The organism is Burkholderia sp. BCC1640 (genome assembly GCF_902833125.1).
GTDB classification, from domain to species: domain Bacteria; phylum Pseudomonadota; class Gammaproteobacteria; order Burkholderiales; family Burkholderiaceae; genus Burkholderia; species Burkholderia diffusa.
Genome location: NZ_CADFEF010000004.1, coordinates 1 through 18,845 on the forward strand (window position 1 = coordinate 1; position 18,845 = coordinate 18,845).

Genomic DNA, 18,845 nt, shown 5'->3' on the forward strand with positions numbered 1-18,845 from the left:
GAGGATCAGCTCGCGGCCATCAAGCGCCCACACTTATCGGCTGTTAATTTTTAAAGAGCATTTCTGCGAGAAACCTGAAGTTTCCCAGCAGCGCTGCGTTTTCAGCAGCAGAGAAGCGAGATTATGAACCGTCTTTTTCAGCTCGTCAACAACTTTCTGAACTGCTTCGTTGCGACGGCGGGGGTTCAACTTCGTGTGCGCCGGGGTTCGACAACCTGCCCTCGACCGCACCGCTTCCCTTCTCCTTCCGCGCCGCGTTTCCGTTAGCGCGAAAGAGGCGTGATTCTAAGCACCCGCCCCGGTCTCCGCAACCCCTTTGTGAAAATATTTTGAAAAAGCCCCCGTGCGCTACCGCGCACGGGGGCTTCAGGTTCGAGGGGCCAAGTCACGCCCGCTATCTCAAAGAAGTCGACGGTTCATCGCTCTTATATATAGAGCGACGTCACTTGCCACCGACTGCAGCCTGCAGCCGCTCCATCGGCACGGCATCGGCCATGGCCGTGTAACCCGCATCACTCGGATGAATGCCGTCGCCGCTGTCATACCGGCGCTGCAGCACACTCGGCCGAACCGGATCGCGCAGCACCGCGTCGAAGTCGACCACGCCATCGAATCCGCCGCCGCTCCGGATCCACCGGTTCACCTCGAGCCGGACCGCCTCGCGCCCGGCCGGCAACGCCGCAGGCGTGAGCGTCGCGCCAAAGACCTTCACACCCTGGCGATGCGCTGCCTCGATCAACCGGCGGTAGCCGTCGATCAACGAAGCGGCCGTGACCTGCGTATGCGGGTTGTCGCAATCGAGCCCCGCACGCGGCGGCATCGCCGCAAAGTTGATGTCGTTGATGCCGATCAGCACGATCACCGCCTTCACCCCCGAACGCGAAAGCGCATCGCGCTCGAACCGCGACGCCAGCGACGTGCCGTAGCATGCCGAATCGCTCAGCAGCCGATTGCCGCTGATCCCGAGATTCACGACACCGAGCGAATCCGAACCTGCCGCGGTCAGCCGGCGCGCCAGTGCATCCGGCCAACGATGATTGCGATTCAGGCTCGAGCGCAGCCCGTCGGTGATCGAGTCCCCGATCGCGGCGACACTCGCTCGCGCGGCGCCCGCCTCGACGGCCAGTTCGGTCACCCACGCATACTGGGTAAAGCGCGTGCGGAATGCGTCGGCGCCCGGATCGTTCACGTGATCGCCCGGCGCCGATACGTAATTGAGCTGGTTCGACACACGGTGCCACACGGTCATCCGCTGGTTTGCCCCCATCCGCAGACTGATCGCATAAGGCTGCCCGGCCGTCACGTCGATCGCCACCGGGTCGCTTTCGAGTTCCTGGCTCGGGGCGAGCGTCACCGACGCCTTGCCGCCGAAGCGCACGGCAGCACCCGTCGCGTCGGCAAGCGCCGCGCCGTCACCGGCGCGCGCGAGACTGGCCGCCTCGATCACCAGCGGCGCGCGACCGTAGGCGTTGCTGACACGAATCCGCGCGGCATGCCCGGAAACCGTCGGGTAGACGATCTGCCGAACGGTCCGCCCAGCCACGTCGGGCGCGCGGTAGAGCGGCGGCGGCGCAGCCAGGTCGGGAATCGGCTGCAACGCGGTCGCCCACGCAGCGACCCACCCGGCCGGTGCGGCCGAGACCGCGAGCGGCGACAGGAAAACGGATGCGCCCAGCACGGTCGCGACGAAACTGCTTCGAAATGACATCGGCGAAATCCTCATCGGAAAGCAGGCATTGTGCCGCAGAAGCCGCCCGTCCCACGCGCCGGACCGCCTTCCCGACCGGCGACCGCGCCCCTCGCCCCACGTTTACCCGAGTCCCGATGCAAATCCGCAAGAAATTTATTAACCGACCGGTCGGCTGGTTTATACTTCGCACACATTCAACCGGACGAGATCCTCCGCCATGTACACGCAATCCCTCGACATCCCCGGCAACGTCGCACCGCTCGACGCCGCAGCCGAGTCGCCCGAGCAGGCGCGGTTCGACGCGGTCATGGCCGCGGACGGCAAGATCGAACCGCAGGACTGGATGCCCGACGCCTATCGCAAGACGCTGGTCCGCCAGATTTCGCAGCACGCGCACTCGGAAGTCGTCGGCATGCTGCCGGAAGGCAACTGGATCTCGCGCGCGCCGAGCCTGAAGCGCAAGGCGATCCTGCTCGCGAAAGTCCAGGACGAAGCCGGTCACGGCCTCTATCTATATAGCGCGGCCGAAACGCTCGGCGTATCGCGCGACGCGCTGATCGACGCGCTGCACGCCGGCAAGGCGAAATACTCGAGCATCTTCAACTATCCGACGCCGACCTGGGCCGACGTCGGCGTGATCGGCTGGCTCGTCGACGGCGCCGCGATCATGAACCAGATCCCGCTGTGCCGCTGCACGTACGGCCCGTACGCGCGCGCGATGATCCGCGTGTGCAAGGAAGAGTCGTTCCACCAGCGCCAAGGCTTCGATGCGCTGCTGTCGATGATGAAGGGCACCGACGCGCAGCGCGCGATGGTCCAGCAGGCGGTGAACCGCTGGTGGTGGCCGGTGCTGATGATGTTCGGGCCGAGCGATGCGGATTCGGTCCACAGCAACCAGTCCGCGAAATGGGGCATCAAGCGGATCTCGAACGACGACCTGCGGCAGAAGTTCGTCGACGCGACGGTCGACCAGGCAAAGGTGCTCGGCGTGACGCTGCCCGATCCGGACCTGAAATGGAACGAGGCGCGCGGCCACCACGACTACGGCGCGATCGACTGGGATGAATTCTGGCGCGTCGTCAACGGCGACGGCCCGTGCAACAAGGAGCGCCTCGCGACCCGCGTGAAGGCGCACGACGACGGTGCGTGGGTGCGCGAAGCCGCGCTCGCGCACGAAGCCAAGCGCCGCGCCCGCGCCGAACAGCACGCCGCCTGAGCGGCAACCATCGAATACAGGATTCAGGAGAGAGAGTGATGAACAAGGAATGGCCGATCTGGGAAGTGTTCGTGCGCAGCAAGCAGGGCCTCGACCACAAGCATTGCGGCAGCCTGCACGCGGCCGACGCGTCGATGGCGCTGCGCATGGCGCGCGACGTCTACACGCGCCGCCAGGAAGGCGTGAGCATCTGGGTGGTGCCGTCGTCGGCGATCACCGCGTCGGATCCGGCCGAGAAGGCCGAGCTGTTCGAACCGGCGGGCGACAAGATCTACCGTCACCCGACGTTCTACACGCTGCCCGACGAAGTCAATCACATGTAACGCCCGCGCCATGACGATCACGCCCGAACACCTCTCCTACGTGCTGCGCCTCGCGGACAACGCGCTGATCCTCGGTCAGCGCAACGCCGAATGGTGCGGCCACGGCCCGATCCTCGAGGAAGACATCGCGCTCACCAACATGAGCCTCGACCTCATCGGCCAGGCTCGCATGCTGTATACGCACGCAGCCGACCTCGACCGCCAACTGAACGGCGCGGCGAAGACGGAAGACGATTACGCGTACTTCCGCGCCGAGCGCGAATTCGCGAACTTCACGCTCGCCGAGCTGCCGCACTACGGCCCGATCGCCGGCACCGCGCACGCCGACAAGGACTACGCGGTGACCATCGTGCGCAATTTCCTCTACGCGACGCTGATGCTGCACGTGTGGACCGCGCTCGAAACGTCGACGGACGCGCAACTCGCCGCGATCGCCGCGAAATCGGTGAAGGAAACCCGCTATCACGTGCAGCATGCGCGCGAATGGCTGGTGCGCCTCGGCGACGGCACCGACGAATCGCATCGCCGTGCACAGGCCGCGCTCGACTACCTGATTCCGTATACGCGCGAGTTCTTCGCGGCCGACACGATCGACGACGCGGTTTCCGCACCGGGCATCGGCCCGGCGCCGGCCGCGCTCGAAGCCGCATGGCGCGCGGACGTGGACGATGCGCTCGCGGAAGCGACGCTCACCCTGCCCGCGCCCGTGCAGCACGTGACGACCGGCAAGCAGGGCGAGCACTCGGAACACATGGGCTACCTGCTGGCGGAAATGCAGAGCCTCGCGCGCCAGCACCCCGGCGCGAGCTGGTAACCGGCCGACCCAACGGAGCCCGACGATGTCCGTCCAGACCGCCGCACCCGCCGACGCCGCACCCGCCGCGCACCGCAACGATCCGTTGCTCGCGCGCGCGTGGGACGTGCTCGAAGCCGTGCCCGATCCCGAGATTCCGGTCGTGTCGATCCGCGAGCTCGGCATTCTGCGCGACGTCCGTCGCGCGGACGACGGCCTGCTCGAAGTCGTGATCACGCCGACCTACTCCGGCTGTCCGGCGATGTCGCAGATCGCCGAGGACATCGCCGCGGCGATGCACGCCGCCGACCTGCCACCGCACCGGATCGAGACGGTGCTCGCGCCCGCGTGGACGACCGACTGGATCACCCAGGAAGCGCGCGACAAGCTGCGCGCGTACGGCATCGCGCCGCCCGTCGGCCAGTGCGCCAGCGCCGCGCCGCGGGAAAACGTCGTACGTTTCGTGCCGCGCCCCGTCGCGGCGCCCGTCTGCCCGCGCTGCGGTTCCGCCCGCACCGAGCGTCTCGCGCAATTCGCATCCACGGCCTGCAAGGCGTTGTATCGCTGTGTCGACTGCCGCGAACCCTTCGACTACTTCAAACCTTATTGACCATGGCGACCCCGCAATTTCACCCGCTGCGTATCCGCGACGTGCGCCCCGAGACCGCCGACGCCGTCACCGTCTCCTTCGACGTGCCGCCCGAGTTGCGCGACGCGTACCGCTTCACGCAGGGCCAGTTCGTCACGCTGAAGACCCACATCGACGGCGAGGAAACGCGCCGCTCGTACTCGATCTGCGTCGGCACGACCGACTACGACCGCGACGGCGAACTGCGCATCGGCATCAAGCGCGTGCGCGGCGGCCGGTTTTCGAACTTCGCGTTCGACACGCTGAAGCCCGGCCACACGATCGACGTGATGACGCCGGACGGCCGCTTCTTCACGCACCTGAACGCCGACCACGGCAAGCAGTACGTCGCGTTCTCCGGCGGATCGGGCATCACGCCGGTGCTCGCGATCGTGAAGACGACGCTCGAGCTCGAGCCGCGCAGCACGTTCACATTGGTCTACGGCAACCGCAGCGTCGACGCGATCATGTTCGCCGAGGAGCTCGAGGACCTGAAGAACCGCTACATGAACCGCTTCGTCCTGTATCACGTTCTGTCGGACGACCAGCAGGACGTCGAGCTCTTCAACGGCGTGCTCGACCAGGCGAAATGCGCGGAATTCCTCGCCACGCTGACGCCGGCCGACGCGATCGACGAAGCGTTCATCTGCGGCCCCGCGCCGATGATGGACGCGGCCGAAGCCGCGCTGAAGGCAGCCGGCGTGCCGCAGGCAAAGGTGCATGTCGAGCGGTTCGGGACGCCGCTGCCGCAGGCGGGCGCGCCCGTCGTCGAGATCACCGACCAGACGCCGGCCGCCGACCTCGAAATCGTGCTCGACGGCAAGAAGCGCAAGCTGCGCCTGCCGTACGAAGGCGTGAGCCTGCTCGACGTCGGCCTGCGCGCGGGCCTCGCGCTGCCGTACGCGTGCAAGGGCGGCGTATGCTGCACGTGCCGCGCGAAGGTGGTCGAAGGCGAAGTCCGAATGGAGAAGAACTACACGCTCGAGGAACACGAAGTGAAGGACGGCTTCGTGCTCACGTGCCAGTGCCACCCGATCAGCGACAAGGTCGTCGTGAGCTTCGACGAGCGTTGAGCGACGTCGCGCCGGCGCGGTGCGCCGGTTTCTCGTCGTCACACATCTCGCTTACACTAGGGGCCGCCGGCCGGCTGGACGTCGCAACGTCCGCCCGGCCGGCGGTTTTCTTTTGTTGATGACAGGCCGATGAGTACCATTCACGTGATTCAGGGCGGCACCGCCGCCGCGTCGCTGCGCGAGGCCCTCGCGCAAGCCGGACGCGACGAGCGCGTCGTCGGATTGCTCGACGATCTCGCGGTCGGGCCGCTGAAGGGCGCCGACGAGACGCCCGACACGCGCGCCGCCTTCTGGCAGCGCGTGCTCGGCGACCAGATTCCCGACTGGCATGCGGAGATCGAAGCTGAATTCACGCGCCTCGACCAGCTCGCGATGGATACGGACCAAGTGGTCGTCTGGCACGCACCGAGCGTCGGCGACAAGCTGCTGTTGCGCCGCGTCGCCTATCATCTGCGCAACGTGCCGCAACGGCTGAACGAGGTGCGGTTGTCGGCCGCGGACCTCGACGCCCCGCAGCGCGCGGCGCTGACCCGCACCGACCAGGCCTGTTCGACCGGGATGTTCTCGCCGGCGGCACTCGCCCGCAAACGGCCGGCGGCCGCGCCGATCTCGGTACTGCGCATCGGGCGCCTCGCGCTCGAATGGCAGGAGGCGAAGCACCTGAATGCCGAACTGCGTTACTGGGTCAGCAACACGATCAAGAGCGGCCACTACGCAGACCTCGACGCGCTGATCGTCGCGCACGCGGAAACCACCTGGCTGCCCGCGCGACGCGTCGTCGGCGGCATCATGGCCGGGGCCGACCGCGGTGGGCTGTTCGTCAGCGACTCGATCGCCTGGTGGCGCTGCCGCGAACTCGCGGCCGCCGGCCGGCTCGAGCTGCAGGACGACGCGCCGGCCGCCCTTTCTTCCACGCAGGTGCGCGCGGCAGCCGCGCCTCGCTAACGCCACAACTTTCGCATTCGACCATGGCCCGTACCCGAGCGCCCGACCACGAATCCCAGCGCGAACAGATCCTCGATCTCGCCGCCGAGAAATTCGCGCAGACGAGCTATCCGAGCACGTCGATGTCCGATCTCGCGACCGCGAGCGGCACGTCGAAGGCACGTCTCTATCACTATTACGAGAGCAAGGAAGCGATCCTGTTCGACCTGCTCGACCGCTACACGAAGCGCTTGATGCTGATCATCGCCGAGGTCGAAGGCGCGAGCCAGCGGCGCGGCCTCAGCGAGCGCGACGCGTTCGCCGAGCTGGTGCGCGCATTTCTCGCCGAATACGAGACGTCGCACAGCCGCCATGTCGCGCTGCTCAACGACGTGAAGTACCTCGAGGACGCGCAGCGCGAAATCGTGCTCGACCGCCAGCGCGACATCGTCGCGGCGTTCGCGCGCCAGCTCGCGCGGGCCTATCCGGACCGAATCTCGAAGGAAAACCAGACGTCGGTCACGATGATGGTGTTCGGGATGATCAACTGGACGTTCACATGGCTCAAGCCGGGTGGCCGCCTCGGTTACCGCGACTTCGCCGAACAGGTGATCGACCTGATGGAACACGGACTGTCGCCCGGCGCGTGATTGCCGCGCAGCAGCATGCGTTGCGCGGCGGGCACACTGCGACCGGCCACTGCACGTTTCATATGATGAATTTTAAATCAGTGGAAAATCAAATAGATAGAGGATTAACTAAGCGGATTTAGAATTCACCCTCAGCACAAATAACGTCAAATACGGGTTTTCCCCAACCCCACTCAGGTAAAATGCGCTGCATTGCACAAGTCACTGGTGCAGCCACACACTGAGGAACCCACGATGAACACGCAACTCAACCGCCGTGCCGATGCAGTCGGCCACGCCGGTACTGCGCCGGTTCTCGTCAGGGAACTGGCTTCCAAAGACCGTGAGCAAATGCTCACCCACTTTCTCTCGCTCAACGAAGAGGACCGCCTGCTGCGCTTCGGCCAAATGGTGCCCGACCACGTGATCGAGAACTATGTCCGTACGATCGACTTCGGTCGCGACACGGTGTTCGGCGTGTTCGACCATGCGCTCGAGCTGATCGGCGTCGGCCACCTGGCGTACCTGCCCGCCGATGGCGACAAGCGCACGGCCGAATTCGGCGTGTCGGTGCTCGAAAGCGCCCGCGGCCGCGGCGTCGGCTCGAAGCTGTTCGAGCGCGCGGCGATCCGCAGCCGCAACACCCGCGTGACGATGCTGTACATGCATTGCCTGTCGCGCAACGCGACGATGATGCACATCGCGAAGAAGTCCGGGATGCGGATCGAATACGCATACGGCGAGGCCGATGCGTACCTGTCGCTGCCACCGGCCGACCATTCGACGATCCTCGCCGAAATGCTGCAGGAGCAGGCCGCGGTATTCGACTACGCGCTCAAGCGCCAGGCGCACCGCACGTCGAAGTTCATCGAATCGCTGATGCCCGCCGCGCTGACGGCGTAACATCGGCCGACCGGGTTGCCTCGCGGGGCGCCCGGCCAACCTTCCCTTTCTTGCTTCCCGGCGCCACGCGCTAACGCACCGACCGGATCGGCAACGCCGTCGTTTCCTTGAAGCACTCGAGCGAGAAGCTCGTCTTCACGTCGATCACCGACGGATGGTGCAGCAAATGCTCCTGCACGAACCGGGAGAAATGCGCCATGTCCTCGACCTGCACGCGCAGCAGGTAATCCATGTCGCCCGTCATCGCATGGCACGCGACCACTTCCGGCCAGGTCTGCACGGCCGCGCGGAACAGTTCCGCGTGGGTCGCGCCCGCGCGCGCCGACGTCTCGTCGGCACGGACCGGCACCACGCCGCCGCGCTTCTCGAGCCGCACGCTCACGTACGCGAGCAGGTCGAGCCCGAGCTTCTGCGGATCGAGCAGCGCGACGTAGCCGGTGATCACGCCGATCTCCTCGAGCCGACGGATCCGCCGCAGGCACGGGCTCGGCGACAGGTTCACGCGCTCGGCGATCTCCTGGTTCGACAGGCGGCCGTTTTCCTGAAGAATCGCGAGAATCCGCCGGTCGATGGCATCCAATTCGGCTTGCGCCATCTTCTGCCCTCCAATGATTGTTCAGAGACTGGAAATTGCGCCATCGTAGGCATGGACGATTAAGTTCGCAAGTTTCCGCTCGCGCCCGCCCGCTACACTTTGTCGCACGTACCGATTCGTTGCGCACGCCGACGCGTGTGCCGCGTTCGACATCGAACCGGGCCGCGCACGCGCACGTCGCGCCGGCCGATCGCCCCGCACAGGAGACACGACATGCAGATCCCCAACTGGGACAACCCCGTCGGCACCGACGGCTTCGAATTCATCGAATACACCGCTCCGGATCCGAAAGCGCTCGGACAACTGTTCGAACGGATGGGTTTCACCGCGATCGCGCGCCATCGCCACAAGGACGTGACGGTCTACCGCCAGGGCGACATCAACTTCATCATCAACGCCGAACCCGATTCGTTCGCGCAACGCTTCGCGCGGCTGCACGGCCCGTCGATCTGCGCGATCGCGTTCCGCGTGCAGGACGCCGCGAAGGCGTACAAGCACGCGCTCGATCTCGGCGCATGGGGCTTCGACAACAAGACGGGCCCGATGGAGCTGAACATCCCGGCGATCAAGGGCATCGGCGATTCGCTGATCTATTTCGTCGACCGCTGGCGCGGCAAGAACGGCGCGCAGCCGGGCGCGATCGGCGACATCAGCATCTACGACGTCGACTTCGAGCCGATCGCCGGCGCGAACCCGAATCCGGTCGGCCATGGCCTCACCTACATCGACCACCTGACGCACAACGTGCATCGCGGCCGCATGCAGGAATGGGCCGAGTTCTACGAGCGCCTGTTCAACTTCCGCGAAGTGCGCTACTTCGACATCGAAGGCAAGGTGACGGGCGTGAAGTCGAAGGCGATGACGTCGCCGTGCGGCAAGATCCGGATCCCGATCAACGAGGAAGGCTCGGACACGGCCGGCCAGATCCAGGAATACCTCGACGCGTACCACGGCGAAGGCATCCAGCACATCGCGCTCGGCACGAACGACATCTACGGCGCGGTCGACGGCCTGCGCGGCACGGGCGTGAAGCTGCTCGACACGATCGACACGTATTACGAGCTGGTCAACCGCCGCGTGCCGAACCACGGCGAATCGCTGGACGAACTGAAGAAGCGCAAGATCCTGATCGACGGCGCCCGCGACGACCTGCTGCTGCAGATCTTCACCGAGAACCAGATCGGCCCGATCTTCTTCGAGATCATCCAGCGCAAGGGCAATCAGGGCTTCGGCGAAGGCAACTTCAAGGCGCTGTTCGAATCGATCGAACTCGATCAGATCCGCCGCGGCGTGGTCCAGGACAAGGCCTGACGCAGACGGCCGCGCGGGCGCCCGGCAGCCGGTGCCGCGCGCGCCTCGGCGGCACAATGAAAAAAGGGCGGGAATCTTGCGATTCCCGCCCTTTTGTCTTTTGTATCGTTGCGGCGCGGCCCAACGGCCGCGCGAACGGATCAACGCACGTTCGCCTTCGACACGACGACGCGCGCGGCCGCCGGTTGCGCATCGGCGGCCTGCGCCGGCGCGATCTGACGCATCTGCGCGCCGGCTGCCGCGAGTGCGCTCGCGCCTTGCGCGTGCACCGGGCCGGTCATCGCGAAAAACGCCGCGGACACGATCAGGAAACTCTGGATATGACGTGTGTTCATTGCACCTCCTTTAAAACTGCCGGCGCCTCCCCGGTTGCGTCGAAACGTGCCGACGCGGCCGGGCACCTCCGGCAGGCCGACAAGATTAACGGCATTTGTACGAAGATGGGACCGGCTTTACATGCTTTTACATGATGTAACGCATCGCCGCGCGCCGTTTCGTCGACGCGTCGCTGCCCGTCGGCCGGTGGGCGGCGGGTTTATCCCAGTGCTACCATCACTCAAAACCGGCCAATATGCCGGCCACTGCCGACACGTCCACAAGACGTCGACGCAATCGAAGCTTTGGTGATCCCAAACTGGGTGGAGGAGACAGTTAATGAATGCCCCGCTAGACGCAGGCCAACGCGCGTCGCTCGAAGCCGCGCTGAAGTCCGTCACGCTTGACGACAAATACACGCTCGAACGCGGCCGCGCTTACATGAGCGGCATCCAGGCGCTCGTGCGCCTGCCGATGTTGCAGCAGGAACGCGACCGCGCCGCCGGCCTCAACACGGCCGGCTTCATCTCCGGTTATCGCGGCTCGCCGCTCGGCGGCCTCGACCTCTCGCTCTGGAAGGCCAAGCAGCACCTCGCGGCCCACCAGATCGTCTTCCAGCCCGGTCTCAACGAAGATCTCGCCGCCACCGCCGTTTGGGGCTCGCAGCAGGTGAACCTGTATCCCGGCGCGAAGCACGACGGCGTGTTCGGCATGTGGTACGGCAAGGGCCCGGGTGTCGACCGCACCGGCGACGTCTTCAAGCACGCGAACTCGGCCGGCTCGTCGCAGCACGGCGGCGTGCTCGTGCTCGCCGGCGACGACCACGCGGCGAAATCGTCGACGCTCGCGCACCAGTCCGAACACATCTTCAAGGCCTGCGGGCTGCCGGTGCTGTTCCCGTCCAACGTGCAGGAATATCTCGACTTCGGCCTGCACGGCTGGGCGATGAGCCGCTACTCGGGCCTGTGGGTCGCGCTCAAGTGCGTGACGGACGTGGTTGAATCGTCGGCATCGGTCGACATCGACCCGCATCGCACCGAGATCGTGCTGCCGACGGACTTCATCCTGCCGGAAGGCGGCCTGAACATCCGCTGGCCGGACCCGCCGCTCGTCCAGGAAGCGCGGCTGCTCGACTACAAGTGGTACGCAGCGCTCGCGTACGTGCGCGCGAACAAGCTCGACCGGATCGAGATCGACTCGCCGAATGCGCGCTTCGGGATCATGACGGGCGGCAAGGCGTACCTCGACGTGCGCCAGGCACTGACGGACCTCGGCCTCGACGACGAAACCTGCGCGCGGATCGGCATCCGCCTGTACAAGGTCGGCTGCGTATGGCCGCTCGAGGCGCAGGGCGCGCAGGCATTCGCGCGCGGCCTCGACGAAATCCTCGTCGTCGAGGAAAAGCGCCAGATCCTCGAATACGCGATCAAGGAAGAACTGTACAACTGGCCCGATGCGCAGCGCCCGCGCGTGTTCGGCAAGTTCGACGAGAAGGACGGCGCCGGCGGCGAATGGTCGGTGCCGATGGGCAACTGGCTGCTGCCCGCGCACTACGAACTGTCGCCCGCGATCATCGCGAAGGCGATCGCGACGCGCCTCGAGAAGTTCGAGCTGCCGTCCGACGTGCGCGCACGCATCGCCGCGCGGCTCGCGGTGATCAACGCGAAGGAAATGGCGCTCGCGAAGCCGCACGTGCAGACTGAGCGCAAGCCGTGGTTCTGCTCGGGCTGCCCGCACAACACGTCAACCAACGTGCCGGAAGGCTCGCGCGCGATCGCCGGAATCGGCTGCCACTACATGACGGTCTGGATGGACCGCAACACGAGCACCTTCAGCCAGATGGGCGGCGAAGGCGTGCCGTGGATCGGCCAGGCGCCGTTCACGGACGAGAAGCACGTATTCGCGAACCTCGGCGACGGCACCTATTTCCACTCGGGCCTGCTGGCGGTGCGCGCGGCGATCTCGTCGAAGGCGAACATCACCTACAAGATCCTCTACAACGACGCGGTCGCGATGACGGGCGGCCAGCCGGTCGACGGCGTGCTGACGGTGCCGCAGATCACGCACCAGCTCGCGTCCGAAGGCGCGAAGAAGATCGTGATCGTCACCGACGAACCGGAGAAGTACGACAGCCAGAAGGCGCTGCTCGCGCCGGGCGTGACGATCCATCACCGCGACCAGCTCGACGACGTGCAGCGCGAGCTGCGGGAGATCGAAGGCACGACGATCCTGATCTACGACCAGACCTGCGCGACCGAGAAGCGCCGCCGCCGCAAGCGCGGCACGTATCCGGATCCGGCGAAGCGCGTCGTGATCAACGACGCTGTGTGCGAAGGCTGCGGCGACTGCTCGGTGAAGTCGAACTGCCTGTCGGTCGAGCCGCTGGAAACCGAATTCGGCACGAAGCGCCAGATCAACCAGTCGAGCTGCAACAAGGACTTCTCGTGCGTGAAGGGCTTCTGCCCGAGCTTCGTCACGGTCGAAGGCGGCCAGTTGAAGAAGCCCAAGGCCGTGTCGGTGGACGGCGGTGCGCTGCCGCCGATTCCGGAGCCGACGCTGCCGGCGATCGACCGTGCATACGGCGTGCTCGTCACGGGCGTGGGCGGCACGGGCGTCGTCACCATCGGCGCGCTGCTCGGGATGGCCGCGCACCTGGAGAACAAGGGCGTGACCGTGCTCGACGTCACGGGTCTCGCGCAGAAGGGCGGCGCCGTGATGAGCCACGTGCAGATCTCGCACGCGCCGACCGACATCCACGCGACGCGGATCGCGATGGGCGAAGCCGACCTCGTGATCGGCTGCGACGCGATCGTCACGGCCGGCGACGAATGCACGTCGCGGATGCGGCACGACACGACGCGCGTAGTCGTCAACAGCGCGCAGACGCCGACCGCCGAGTTCATCAAGAACCCGAACTGGGCGTTCCCGGGCCTGTCCGCGGAAAACGACATCCGCGCGGCGGCGGGTGAAGCCGTCGACTTCATCGACGCGAACCGCTTCGCGGTCGCGCTGCTCGGCGACGCGATCTACACGAACCCATTCGTGCTCGGCTACGCGTGGCAGAAGGGCTGGCTGCCGCTCACGCTCGCGTCGCTCCAACGCGCGATCGAGCTGAACGCGGTGTCGGTCGAGAAGAACCGTGCGGCGTTCGACTGGGGCCGCCGCGCCGCGCACGACCTCGCGAGCGTGAAGCAGGCTGCGGCCGGCGACGCCCGCCCCGCGCAAGGCGCGACGGTGATCGCGCTGCATACGAAGAAGGCGGTCGACGCACTGATCGCGAAGCGCGTGGCGTTCCTCACGGCGTACCAGAACGCCGCGTATGCGTCGCGCTATGCGGCCTTCGTCGACACGGTGCGGGCAGCCGAACGCGCGCTGGCGGACGGCGACGCCGCGCAGGAGCCGCTGACCGAAGCGGTCGCGCGCAACCTGTTCAAGCTGATGGCGTACAAGGACGAATACGAGGTCGCGCGGCTGCAGTCCGATCCGGCGTTCCTCGCGCGCCTGTCGTCGCAGTTCGAAGGCGACTGGAAACTGAAGTTCCACCTCGCGCCGCCGCTGTTCGCGAAGACGGACGCGCACGGCCATCTCGTGAAGAAGGCCTACGGCCCGTGGATGCTGTCGGCGTTCCGGTTGCTGGCGAAGGCGAAGTTCCTGCGCGGCACGGGCCTCGACCCGTTCGGCCGCACCGAGGAGCGCCGCACCGAGCGCGCCCTGATCGGCGAGTACGAAGCGCTGATCGGCGAGGTGCTGACCAGGCTGAACGCGGCCAACCGCCCGCTCGCGCTCGAGCTGGCGGCGCTGCCGGACGGCATTCGCGGCTACGGCCACGTGAAGGAGAACAACCTGCGCGCGGTTCGCCAGAAGTGGACCACGTTGCTCGCGAAGTGGCGTTCGCCGACGGGCGGGCAGTCGCGCCAGCAGGTCGCGTAACGGCGCGCGGCGGGCGTTCGTAGTCGGGACGTCCGCCACCGCGCGGTGGCGGTTCATAAAAAAACGCCACGGAACGCAGGTTCCGTGGCGTTTTTCATTGCGCCGCGCGCGATGCGCGGCACACGCGGGCGCGAACTTACTTCGTGTTCGCGTTCGCGGCGGCCACTGCCGTCATATTGATGATCCGGCGCACGGTCGCGGCCGGCGTCAGGATGTGGACCGGCTTCGCCGCGCCGAGCAGGAGCGGGCCGACCGTCACGCCTTCGCCGCCGACCATCTTCAGCAGGTTGTACGCGATGTTCGCCGCTTCGACGTTCGGCATGATCAGCAGGTTCGCTTCGCCCGACAGCGTCGTGCCCGGGAATGCGGCCTTGCGGACCGCTTCCGACAGCGCCGCGTCGCCGTGCATTTCGCCGTCGACCTCGAGGTTCGGCGCACGCTCGCTGATCAGCTTGCGGGCTTCGGCCATGCGGCGCGACGACGCCGACGGCGCGCTGCCGAAGTTCGAATTCGACAGCAGCGCGGCCTTCGGCACGATGCCGAAGCGCTCGATCTCGGCGGCCGCCTGGATCGTCATGTCGGCGAGCTGTTCGGCGCTCGGCAGTTCGTTCACGTACGTGTCGCACAGGAACAGGTTGCGGCCCGGCAGCATCAGCAGGTTCATCGCCGCGAAGTGCTCGGCGCCCTTCGCACGGCCCAGCACCTGCTCGATGAACTTCAGGTGCGTGTGGTACGTGTCGATCATCCCGCAGATCATCCCGTCCGCATCGCCCAGATGCACGAGCATCGCGCCGATCAGCGTGTTGAACTTGCGCAGCGCGGCCTTCGCGACTTCCGGCGTGACGCCGTCACGCGCGCCGATCTCGTGGTACGCCTGCCAGTAGCGGTGGTAGCGCGTGTCGTCTTCCGGATTCACGATCTCGAAATCGACGCCGGCCTTCAGCTTCGAGCCGATCTTCGCGAGGCGCATCTCGACGACCGACGGACGGCCGACGATGATCGGCTTCGCGATCTTTTCCTGCAGCACGAACTGCGCGGCGCGCAGCACGCGCTCGTCCTCGCCCTCGGCGAACACGATGCGCGCCTGCTTCTTCTTCGCGGTCGCGAACACCGGGCGCATCACCATGCCGGTGCGGTAGACGGTCGCGCCGAGCTGCTCGCGGTATGCGTCCATGTCCTGGATCGGACGCGTGGCGACGCCCGAATCCATCGCGGCCTGCGCGACGGCCGGCGCGATCTTGATGATCAGGCGCGGATCGAACGGCTTCGGAATCAGGTATTCCGGCCCGAACTCGAGCGAGTGGCCTTCATACGCCTTCGCGACTTCCTCGCTCTGGTCGGTTTCCTCGGCCAGCTCGGCGATCGCGCGCACGCACGCGAGCTTCATTTCTTCCGTGATCGTCGTCGCGCCGACGTCGAGCGCGCCGCGGAAGATGAACGGGAAGCACAGCACGTTGTTGACCTGGTTCGGGTAGTCCGAACGGCCGGTCGCGACGATCGCGTCCGGGCGCACGGCCTTCGCGTCTTCCGGGCGGATTTCCGGTTCCGGGTTCGCGAGCGCCAGGATCAGCGGGCGGTCGCCCATCGTCTTGACCATGTCCTGCTTCAGCACGCCCGCACTCGAGCAGCCGAGGAACACGTCCGCGCCGACGATCGCGTCGGCGAGCGTGCGCGCGTCGGTGGTCGCCGCATAGCGCTGCTTCGACGGGTCGAGGTTGCCGCGCCCTTCGTAGATCACGCCCTTCGAGTCGGCGACGAGGATGTTCGACTTCGTGAGGCCGAGGTTCACCAGCAGGTCCAGACACGCGATCGCCGCCGCGCCCGCGCCCGAGCATACGAGCTTCACTTCGGACAACTTCTTGCCGACCACCTTCAGGCCGTTCAGGATCGCTGCCGACGCGATGATCGCGGTGCCGTGCTGGTCGTCGTGGAAGACGGGGATCTTCATGCGCTCGCGCAGCTTCTGCTCGATGTAGAAGCATTCCGGCGCCTTGATGTCCTCGAGGTTGATGCCGCCGAGCGTCGGCTCGAGCATCGCGATCGCCTCGACGAGCTTGTCGGGGTCGGATTCCGACAGTTCGATGTCGAACACGTCGATGCCCGCGAACTTCTTGAACAGGCAGCCCTTGCCTTCCATCACCGGCTTCGCGGCCAGCGGGCCGATGTTGCCGAGGCCCAGCACGGCCGTGCCGTTCGTGATGACGCCGACGAGGTTGCCGCGCGACGTGTACTTCTGCGCGTCGAGCGGATCAGCGTGGATCGCCTCGCACGCGGCGGCGACGCCCGGCGAATACGCGAGCGACAGATCGAGCTGGTTCGACAGCGGCTTGGTCGGGGTGACCGAAATCTTGCCGGGTTTCGGGTTCAGGTGATAAGCGAGAGCGGCCTGCTTCAGTTGTTCGTCCATGATTGACCTGCGAGAGACATGCGAAATTTTGACGGTTCAGTACACAGCACCTTGAGCCGCGTCTGCTTGAATCGAAGGGGTGGTCGACTGCGAGACGGCACGCAGCGCGCCGGGTCGGCACGCCATCGAACCTTGGCGGGTAGCAAGAGGAAAGTACAAAGTACTGAACGATTTCTAAGGGTCGCCTAGTGTACACCCCCTAAATGCCGTCCGTTGGTGCGCCGCCGCATCCTCCGCATCAGCATCGAGGCGATCGCGCCCCGTTTGTTTCGCCGGTGGTGAGCCGCACGCCGAACCTGCGGGAATTCCGCCGAAAACCGGCCTGGATCGGGTAAAATAGCGGGCTACGCGCGCAGCGATGCGGTCGGCCCGCCGATCGCACCCCGGCCCCTCGGGCAGGTTCCCCTTGCTGCGCCACCGGGCCCGCGCCCGCTCTTCGCTCATCACCCAAGGAATGCCCATGACAGGCTACGATCGTCAGTCGATCTCGGATACGACCGCCAAAATCCTGCTCGAAGTGCAGGCGGTGCACTTCAATGCCGAAAAACCGTTCATCTTCACGTCCGGCTGGGCAAGCCCCGTCTATATCGACTGCCGCAAGTTGATCTCGTATCCGCGCGTGCGTCGTGCGCTGATGGAAATGGCTGAAACGACGATCATGCGCGACGTCGGTTTCGAGCAGATCGACTCGGTGGCGGGCGGCGAGACGGCCGGCATCCCGTTCGCGGCATGGCTCGCGGATCGGATGATGGTGCCGATGCAGTACGTTCGCAAGAAGCCGAAGGGTTTCGGCCGCAACGCGCAGATCGAGGGTCATCTGGAAGAAGGCTCGCGCGTGCTGCTCGTGGAAGACCTGACGACCGACAGCCGCAGCAAGATCAACTTCGTCAATGCGCTGCGCACCGCGGGCGCGACGGTGAACCACTGCTTCGTGCTGTTCCACTACAACATCTTCAAGGAAAGCGTGTCGGTCCTGAAGGACATCGACGTCGACCTGCACGCGCTGGCGACCTGGTGGGACGTGCTGCGCGTCGCGAAGGCATCGGGCTACTTCGAGACCAAGACGCTCGACGAAGTCGAGAAGTTCCTGCACGCGCCGGCCGAGTGGTCGGCCGCGCACGGCGGCGCGACGGCCCCGAAGGAGTAATTGCCGGGCCGGCACGCAGCCGGCACCCTGGCCGAAAAAGCCGCTCGCCTGATCGCGAGCGGTTTTTTTTCGTCCACCGATGCGCATCGGGGGCGGACCGAATCGCGGGCCGCGGCATGCATCGCTCATCGAACCCTAATGCTAGACTTGATCCATCGTCGCCATCAGCTGCGCGGGCAACGCACAACGCCAACAATGCCGGGAGCATCGGCCCGGCCCACGTGACGGGAGAAGCGCCATATGCGTGTGGATCGCCGGATCACTTCGCCTGCGTCCCCGGGTCGTCCTTCGCCGTTCTTCGCCGCCCTTCCCTGCGCCGCCGCGTGCGTCGCGTTCGCCGTCCTGCCCGCGCGGGCGGAAGGCCCGTTCACCGTGTCGAGCAACGACCTGACGCCCGGCGGGCGCGTCAGCGCCGCGAACGTGTTCGACCGCGGCGACTGCAAGGGCGACAACCGTTCGCCGCAGCTCAGCTGGCGCAACCCGCCCCCCGGCACGCACGGCTACGCGATCACGATCTTCGATCCCGATGCGCCGGGGCACGGCTGGTGGCACTGGGCCGTCGCCGGCATCCCGGCGAGCGTCACGAGCTTGCCGGCCGACGCGAGCGCGTCGGGCTTCCTGCGCCGCATCGGCGCGAGCGAGGCGCGCAACGACTTCGGGGTCGACGGCTACGGCGGCCCGTGCCCGCCGCCCGGCAAGCCGCACCGCTACGTGATCACCGTCTATGCGCTGAAGGGCACGGACCTGCGCGTCGCACAAGGGCGCCCCGCACCGATGTTCGAGCACGAGATCGGCACGCTGGCGATCGGCACCGCACAGCTCACGGTCACTTACGGACAGTGAGCGCTCATGCGCCGCCGCCTGCCCCGTTGCGCGTGTCTCCGGCCGCGATCGCCCGCGCCCGCGAATTTCCCCACGCCGCGTGCGTGCTTTTCTCCCGTCATTTCGGCTTGCTAGACTC

General features: G+C 66.3%; 16 protein-coding genes. 12 read left to right on the forward strand and 4 right to left on the reverse strand.

Annotated features, from left to right (window positions below; all coding sequences use genetic code 11):
- Positions 1 to 442: 442 nt before the first annotated feature.
- On the reverse strand, positions 443 to 1,708 hold the full coding sequence (locus HWX25_RS05980; protein ID WP_175907670.1) for an SGNH/GDSL hydrolase family protein: 1,266 nt from the start codon (positions 1,706 to 1,708) through the stop codon (positions 443 to 445).
- Positions 1,709 to 1,907: 199 nt separating this feature from the next.
- Here HWX25_RS05980 and paaA point away from each other — a divergent pair, with 199 nt between their 5' ends.
- From paaA to HWX25_RS06020, 8 genes are all read left to right on the forward strand, one after another.
- A complete protein-coding gene (gene paaA, locus HWX25_RS05985; protein WP_059816653.1) occupies positions 1,908 to 2,906 on the forward strand; it encodes a 1,2-phenylacetyl-CoA epoxidase subunit PaaA in 999 nt (332 codons plus the stop codon).
- Between the two features lie 38 nt (positions 2,907 to 2,944).
- Complete coding sequence (gene paaB / locus HWX25_RS05990; protein WP_006752453.1) at positions 2,945 to 3,229, forward strand: 1,2-phenylacetyl-CoA epoxidase subunit PaaB; 285 nt, start codon at positions 2,945 to 2,947, stop codon at positions 3,227 to 3,229.
- Positions 3,230 to 3,239: 10 nt separating this feature from the next.
- Positions 3,240 to 4,043, forward strand: a complete 804-nt coding sequence (gene paaC / locus HWX25_RS05995; protein ID WP_175907672.1) for a 1,2-phenylacetyl-CoA epoxidase subunit PaaC — start codon at positions 3,240 to 3,242, stop codon at positions 4,041 to 4,043.
- 25 nt (positions 4,044 to 4,068) lie between these two features.
- Complete coding sequence (paaD, locus tag HWX25_RS06000; RefSeq protein ID WP_175907674.1) at positions 4,069 to 4,632, forward strand: 1,2-phenylacetyl-CoA epoxidase subunit PaaD; 564 nt, start codon at positions 4,069 to 4,071, stop codon at positions 4,630 to 4,632.
- 2 nt (positions 4,633 to 4,634) lie between these two features.
- Entirely contained in the window at positions 4,635 to 5,723 is a 1,089-nt protein-coding gene (paaE, locus tag HWX25_RS06005; RefSeq protein ID WP_059533373.1) for a 1,2-phenylacetyl-CoA epoxidase subunit PaaE, read from the forward strand.
- Positions 5,724 to 5,852: 129 nt separating this feature from the next.
- On the forward strand, positions 5,853 to 6,668 hold the full coding sequence (locus HWX25_RS06010; RefSeq protein ID WP_175907676.1) for a DUF1835 domain-containing protein: 816 nt from the start codon (positions 5,853 to 5,855) through the stop codon (positions 6,666 to 6,668).
- A 23-nt stretch (positions 6,669 to 6,691) separates the two neighbouring features.
- Positions 6,692 to 7,297 (forward strand): TetR/AcrR family transcriptional regulator, encoded by a 606-nt coding sequence (locus HWX25_RS06015; protein ID WP_059533377.1) that lies wholly within the window; start codon positions 6,692 to 6,694, stop codon positions 7,295 to 7,297.
- 234 nt (positions 7,298 to 7,531) lie between these two features.
- Positions 7,532 to 8,179 (forward strand): GNAT family N-acetyltransferase, encoded by a 648-nt coding sequence (locus tag HWX25_RS06020; RefSeq protein ID WP_059533379.1) that lies wholly within the window; start codon positions 7,532 to 7,534, stop codon positions 8,177 to 8,179.
- 70 nt (positions 8,180 to 8,249) lie between these two features.
- On the opposite strand, the gene HWX25_RS06025 is transcribed toward HWX25_RS06020, so the two are convergent.
- Positions 8,250 to 8,774, reverse strand: a complete 525-nt coding sequence (locus tag HWX25_RS06025; protein WP_059691570.1) for an Lrp/AsnC family transcriptional regulator — start codon at positions 8,772 to 8,774, stop codon at positions 8,250 to 8,252.
- 213 nt (positions 8,775 to 8,987) lie between these two features.
- On the opposite strand from HWX25_RS06025, the gene hppD reads away from it, so the two are divergent.
- A complete protein-coding gene (hppD, locus tag HWX25_RS06030; RefSeq protein WP_175907679.1) occupies positions 8,988 to 10,085 on the forward strand; it encodes a 4-hydroxyphenylpyruvate dioxygenase in 1,098 nt (365 codons plus the stop codon).
- Positions 10,086 to 10,225: 140 nt separating this feature from the next.
- On the opposite strand, the gene HWX25_RS06035 is transcribed toward hppD, so the two are convergent.
- Positions 10,226 to 10,420: a hypothetical protein gene (locus HWX25_RS06035; RefSeq protein WP_059533382.1), complete on the reverse strand. Its 195-nt coding sequence runs from the start codon at positions 10,418 to 10,420 to the stop codon at positions 10,226 to 10,228.
- 319 nt (positions 10,421 to 10,739) lie between these two features.
- On the opposite strand from HWX25_RS06035, the gene HWX25_RS06040 reads away from it, so the two are divergent.
- On the forward strand, positions 10,740 to 14,330 hold the full coding sequence (locus HWX25_RS06040; RefSeq protein WP_175907681.1) for an indolepyruvate ferredoxin oxidoreductase family protein: 3,591 nt from the start codon (positions 10,740 to 10,742) through the stop codon (positions 14,328 to 14,330).
- 136 nt (positions 14,331 to 14,466) lie between these two features.
- Here the strand turns inward: HWX25_RS06040 and HWX25_RS06045 are convergent, their stop codons facing one another.
- On the reverse strand, positions 14,467 to 16,737 hold the full coding sequence (locus HWX25_RS06045) for an NADP-dependent malic enzyme (protein ID WP_059533385.1): 2,271 nt from the start codon (positions 16,735 to 16,737) through the stop codon (positions 14,467 to 14,469).
- A gap of 460 nt (positions 16,738 to 17,197) precedes the next feature.
- Between HWX25_RS06045 and HWX25_RS06050 the strand changes: the two genes are divergently transcribed.
- Both HWX25_RS06050 and HWX25_RS06055 read left to right on the forward strand, forming a co-directional pair.
- Entirely contained in the window at positions 17,198 to 17,884 is a 687-nt protein-coding gene (locus HWX25_RS06050; protein WP_006752465.1) for an orotate phosphoribosyltransferase, read from the forward strand.
- 240 nt (positions 17,885 to 18,124) lie between these two features.
- On the forward strand, positions 18,125 to 18,727 hold the full coding sequence (locus HWX25_RS06055) for a YbhB/YbcL family Raf kinase inhibitor-like protein (RefSeq protein ID WP_175907683.1): 603 nt from the start codon (positions 18,125 to 18,127) through the stop codon (positions 18,725 to 18,727).
- The last annotated feature ends 118 nt before the right edge of the window (positions 18,728 to 18,845 follow it).

Coding starts and splice junctions, on each gene's coding strand:
- HWX25_RS05980 (WP_175907670.1), bottom strand. CDS start 1,708: ATGTCATTTCGAAGCAGTTTCGTCGCGACCGTGCTGGGCGCATCCGTT.
- paaA (WP_059816653.1), top strand. CDS start 1,908: ATGTACACGCAATCCCTCGACATCCCCGGCAACGTCGCACCGCTCGAC.
- paaB (WP_006752453.1), top strand. CDS start 2,945: ATGAACAAGGAATGGCCGATCTGGGAAGTGTTCGTGCGCAGCAAGCAG.
- paaC (WP_175907672.1), top strand. CDS start 3,240: ATGACGATCACGCCCGAACACCTCTCCTACGTGCTGCGCCTCGCGGAC.
- paaD (WP_175907674.1), top strand. CDS start 4,069: ATGTCCGTCCAGACCGCCGCACCCGCCGACGCCGCACCCGCCGCGCAC.
- paaE (WP_059533373.1), top strand. CDS start 4,635: ATGGCGACCCCGCAATTTCACCCGCTGCGTATCCGCGACGTGCGCCCC.
- HWX25_RS06010 (WP_175907676.1), top strand. CDS start 5,853: ATGAGTACCATTCACGTGATTCAGGGCGGCACCGCCGCCGCGTCGCTG.
- HWX25_RS06015 (WP_059533377.1), top strand. CDS start 6,692: ATGGCCCGTACCCGAGCGCCCGACCACGAATCCCAGCGCGAACAGATC.
- HWX25_RS06020 (WP_059533379.1), top strand. CDS start 7,532: ATGAACACGCAACTCAACCGCCGTGCCGATGCAGTCGGCCACGCCGGT.
- HWX25_RS06025 (WP_059691570.1), bottom strand. CDS start 8,774: ATGGCGCAAGCCGAATTGGATGCCATCGACCGGCGGATTCTCGCGATT.
- hppD (WP_175907679.1), top strand. CDS start 8,988: ATGCAGATCCCCAACTGGGACAACCCCGTCGGCACCGACGGCTTCGAA.
- HWX25_RS06035 (WP_059533382.1), bottom strand. CDS start 10,420: ATGAACACACGTCATATCCAGAGTTTCCTGATCGTGTCCGCGGCGTTT.
- HWX25_RS06040 (WP_175907681.1), top strand. CDS start 10,740: ATGAATGCCCCGCTAGACGCAGGCCAACGCGCGTCGCTCGAAGCCGCG.
- HWX25_RS06045 (WP_059533385.1), bottom strand. CDS start 16,737: ATGGACGAACAACTGAAGCAGGCCGCTCTCGCTTATCACCTGAACCCG.
- HWX25_RS06050 (WP_006752465.1), top strand. CDS start 17,198: ATGACAGGCTACGATCGTCAGTCGATCTCGGATACGACCGCCAAAATC.
- HWX25_RS06055 (WP_175907683.1), top strand. CDS start 18,125: ATGCGTGTGGATCGCCGGATCACTTCGCCTGCGTCCCCGGGTCGTCCT.